We start from the raw sequence: 4,000 nt of genomic DNA on the forward strand, positions 1-4,000 counted from the left end.
CATGGCCTGCGGTCATGAAAATGGTGGTGGCTTCGCGCCACAGCAACAGTTCTTCTGTGGTCGTGGGCGTTTGTTGTTTCAGTGCGGCCAGGGCCATTAGCAGGCAGGCCGGGCCACAGGTGAACGGGGTGGTCTGCTGGACCCAGGGCAAGTGCCGAGGCGTCGGGTTGTCGCGCTGATTTCCGGGTGGGTTGCCGGGTTGATAGTGCAGCCGTTTCTGGTAACGCAGGGCGTCTTCATGATCCTCGTAATAGTCCGCCGTCTGGGCAAAAAGGCGATAGCCCAGGCGTTCATACAGGGCGATGGCTGCCGCGTTATCCTTGCGCACTTCCAGTCGCAGGAACAGGCGCCGTTGCTGGTGCGCATAGTCCTCGGCGGCTTCTAGTAACCGCTCACCGAGTTTTTTCCCCCGTTGCTGCGGATCCACTGCGATGGAGTAAAGCCGGGCGAGGCGCGTGCCGGGCTGCAGCAACACCAAGGCATAGCCAGCCAGTTGTTGTTGTTCATCCAGCGCAACGATGAGACCGCTGTGCTGACGTTTAAGCCATTTACGGAAACTGCGACGGGACAGTCGATCGGATGAAAAGCAACGCTGTTCCAGCGCAGTGAGTGCATCCAGATCGTCGGGAAGAGCAGGGCGGAGGGAGAAAGCGCACATAATCCTGTGTCCTTGAGAGCGTTCAGAATAAGGCAGCGCGTATTGTCCCGCCAGTATTATTCATGTGCTGGCCGGTGGTGGCGTGGCGGTCAGCGCGGCATACTGAGCGCAACAAACAGGGAGGGTATCAATGAACAAGCAGGATCCGGTGAGAGGACTGATATTGTCCGGCGGCGGGGCGCGTGGCGCTTACCAGGTCGGTGTCCTGGCGGCGATTGCGGAAATGGTGCCGCGCGGTGCCCCTAATCCGTTTCCGATCATCTGCGGTACCTCGGCAGGGGCGATCAATGCGGCGGCGTTGTCAGCCAATGCGGGCAACTACCGCGCTGCTGTGCGAGGGCTGGAACGGGTCTGGTCGAACATTACCGCTGAGCAGGTCTACCGCACGGATCTGTATGCCTGTCTGCGTGGCGTCATGCGCTGGTTTTTCTCTGGCGTGGCCACGGGCAAAACCCCGGAACGCAGTTCACTGCTCGATAACACGCCGTTGCAGCGTCTGTTGTCGCTGGTGATTAATTTTCGTCGTATCCAGGAAAGCCTGGATCAGGGGCATTTGCGGGCGTTGGCGATTACGGCCTCTGCCTATGCCAGTGGCGAGTCGGTGAGTTTTTTTCAGGGCTCGGACGAGCTACCTGAATGGATCCGTGCGCGCCGCAAGGGTAAGCGTTCGAACATCGGGGTGGAGCATTTATTGGGGTCGGCGGCCATTCCTATCCTGTTCCCCGCCAGCAATGTGGATGGTGCCTACTACGGCGATGGGGCACTGCGGCAACTGGCACCGTTGAGCCCGGCATTGCATCTTGGCGCCACGCGCTTACTGGTGATTGGTGTCTCCGGCAACGTCAGTGCCGGGCATCAGCGCCGGCTTGGTGGTTATCCTTCCATGGCACAGGTGTTGGGCCACGTTCTGAACAGTGTGTTCGTGGATACGCTGGAAGGGGATGTGGAGCGGCTGGAACGAATCAACCACACCCTGTCTGCGCTGGGCGAGCGCACCCGCAGAAAGCATGGTATCAAACTGCGCGAAGTGGACGTGCTGAAGATTTATCCCTCGCGGCCCATTGATGAAATCGCAGCGGAGCATATCCGTGAATTACCCCGGACCTTGCGTTTTTTTCTGCGCAGTTCCGGCGCGACCCGTTCCCCCGGGGCCAGTGCCATGAGTTATCTGCTGTTTGAGCCCGGTTTCACCAATGCCTTGATCGAGATGGGGCGCAAGGACGCCATGGCCCGTAAAGAGGAGATCATGGTGTTTCTTAACGATCAGCCGTTAATGGAAGCGGCTTCCGAAGAGCCGTAACGGTGTTTGCGGCGGAAGTGGCTGACAAAGCTGGTGGGGAAGTCAGTGATGATGCTGTGCACTTTCAGCTTGGCCAGTCGTTCGGCTTCGGTCAGGTCGTTCACCGTCCACACGGACACTTTCAAGCCTCGCCGTTTGGCCCGGCGCATTAGCGCGGGGCCGACCAATGAGTAATGTGCGATCACCCAGCTGCAGCCCAGCCCTTTGGCGCGGCGAGTGGGTTGCAGGTAACGATACTGGCACACGTAACCCCGTTCGATATCCGGGGCCATGGTGCCGATCATGCGTAGAAAGCCGGTGTGGCTGGACGTGATCACCACCCGTGATTGCAGCTGCTGATCATGGATCATGTGCGTGAGGTGATGAGCCAGCTGGTGGAGGACGGTACGGTCTGCTCCTTTCACCTCGAACTGAAAACGCATATCCGGGCCGCACAGTTCAACCACTTCCTGCAGTGAGGGAATTCCGGTGGGGCTGTGCCAGCCGGGGGTATTGCGGCGGGCATCCATCACCCCAAGCTGGGCACGGGTGTACTGGCGCACATTGCCACGGACACCGGTGGTGCGGGTCACGTCGCTGTCGTGCAGCACGATCAGCTGGCCATCGGAGGATAGCCGCACATCCAGTTCCATTTCCGTCACACCGGCTTCTATTGCCACTTGAAAGCTGGCCAGCGTGTTCTCCGGCGCTTCGCCGCGGGCGCCACGGTGACCCACCAGAGCAGGGTAGGTTGAAGGTGTCAGTTCGGTCATTGGCAGTGTCATAGCGTTATTCTTTGCGAGAAAGATGACAGCGCTGTGACCTGGACACAAGAGGGTGTGTTGTCATTTTTGTGACTTGAAACTGTTTTATTGTTTCAACGTTTCTTCCCTTCGAGCCTGACCATGCCAACGCTGTTGAAACGTTATACTGCACTGTTTGCCGCCAGCTGGTTCCCCGGTTACCAGGGCCAACTGCGCGGATTCTCGTTGCAGCGGCTGCTGGTGATGCTGCTGTTCTGGCCATTATTCCTGCTGGTACAGGGAATCAATGGCATCGGCCTGGGGCTGGATTATCTGCTGTTCCCGGCGTTCCGGCGCGTGGCGGTGCGTCAGCCGTTGTTTGTGACCGGAGTGCCGCGAAGCGGCACGACCTTTCTGCATCGCCTGCTGGCCATGGATACGCGTTTCACCACCACGGCGCTGTGGGAGCTGCTGTTTGCGCCCTCGATTACCCAGCGCTATTTCTGGACCGGTGTCGCTCGCCTGGATACGTTGATAGGCCGCCCAGGTGGGCGGCTTCTGTTTTGGGCGGAAAGGCGTTTGTTGGGTGGGCTGGACGGCGTGCACAAGACCGGGCTGCTGGATCCGGAAGAGGATTATCTTGGGTTGATCCCGGTGTGGGGCTGCTTTTTGCTAGTGCTTGTGGTGCCTGTTCCTGCCCTGTGGCAACTGACATTTCTGGACCGCGATGGCCGCCCGGAAGAAAAACAACGACTGATGCGCGCTTACCGCCGTTTTATTCAGCGCCACCTTTATTTTCACGGCCCGGAAAAAATCCTGCTATCGAAGAACCCGTCGTTTACCCCGTGGATGGAAACCTTGGCCGACGCTTTCCCGGATGCCCGTTTTATTGGCTGCCTGCGTAGCCCCACCGCGGCGGTGCCATCGCAAGTAAATTCCATTCTTATAGGCGCGCGCCTGTTCGATGGTCGCGACACCACCGCCTACTGGCGCGAAGGGTTTCTGGCGATGCTGGAATACTACTATCGCCATCTGCTGGAGGTGGTAAATCAGCTGCCGGAACAGCGCCAGGCGCTGTCGGTGATGGAGACCCTGGCATCGGCTCCTGGCGAGACCGTACTGGGTTTTTACCAGCGGTTTGGCTGGCAGCCCGACGCGCAATTTTGTCAGCGGCTGCAGGAACAGGACCGCAAGGCCAGGCAGTACCGCAGCGCCCATCAGTATTCTCTGGATGCCCTGGGTGTCAGTGGTGAGGCGTTGCTGCACAGGTTTGGCTGGGTGTATGAGCGCTTCGGATACCCGCTCCCCAGCACTGATGAA

Annotated in this window: 4 protein-coding genes; 2 read left to right on the forward strand and 2 right to left on the reverse strand. The window is 59.2% G+C overall.

The features are described from left to right. The coding region (locus A3754_RS13410; protein WP_156496987.1) for an N-acetyltransferase at positions 1–658 on the reverse strand (658 nt) is incomplete at its 3' end. 130 nt (positions 659–788) lie between these two features. Between A3754_RS13410 and A3754_RS13415 the strand changes: the two genes are divergently transcribed. Next, on the forward strand, positions 789–1,958 hold the full coding sequence (locus A3754_RS13415) for a patatin-like phospholipase family protein (protein WP_063520096.1): 1,170 nt from the start codon (positions 789–791) through the stop codon (positions 1,956–1,958). Here A3754_RS13415 and A3754_RS13420 read toward each other — a convergent pair. Further along, positions 1,922–2,722 carry a glycerophosphodiester phosphodiesterase gene (locus A3754_RS13420; protein WP_063520097.1) on the reverse strand — a complete coding sequence of 267 codons (801 nt, stop codon included), beginning with the start codon at positions 2,720–2,722 and terminating at the stop codon, positions 1,922–1,924. The genes A3754_RS13415 and A3754_RS13420 overlap by 37 nt on opposite strands. A gap of 120 nt (positions 2,723–2,842) precedes the next feature. Between A3754_RS13420 and A3754_RS13425 the strand changes: the two genes are divergently transcribed. After that, on the forward strand, positions 2,843–4,000 hold a 1,158-nt coding region (locus A3754_RS13425; RefSeq protein ID WP_063520098.1), incomplete at its 3' end, for a sulfotransferase.

The sequence above is a fragment of the Alcanivorax sp. HI0083 genome, assembly GCF_001635175.1.

Coding starts and splice junctions, on each gene's coding strand:
- A3754_RS13415 (WP_063520096.1), top strand. CDS start 789: ATGAACAAGCAGGATCCGGTGAGAGGACTGATATTGTCCGGCGGCGGG.
- A3754_RS13420 (WP_063520097.1), bottom strand. CDS start 2,722: ATGACACTGCCAATGACCGAACTGACACCTTCAACCTACCCTGCTCTG.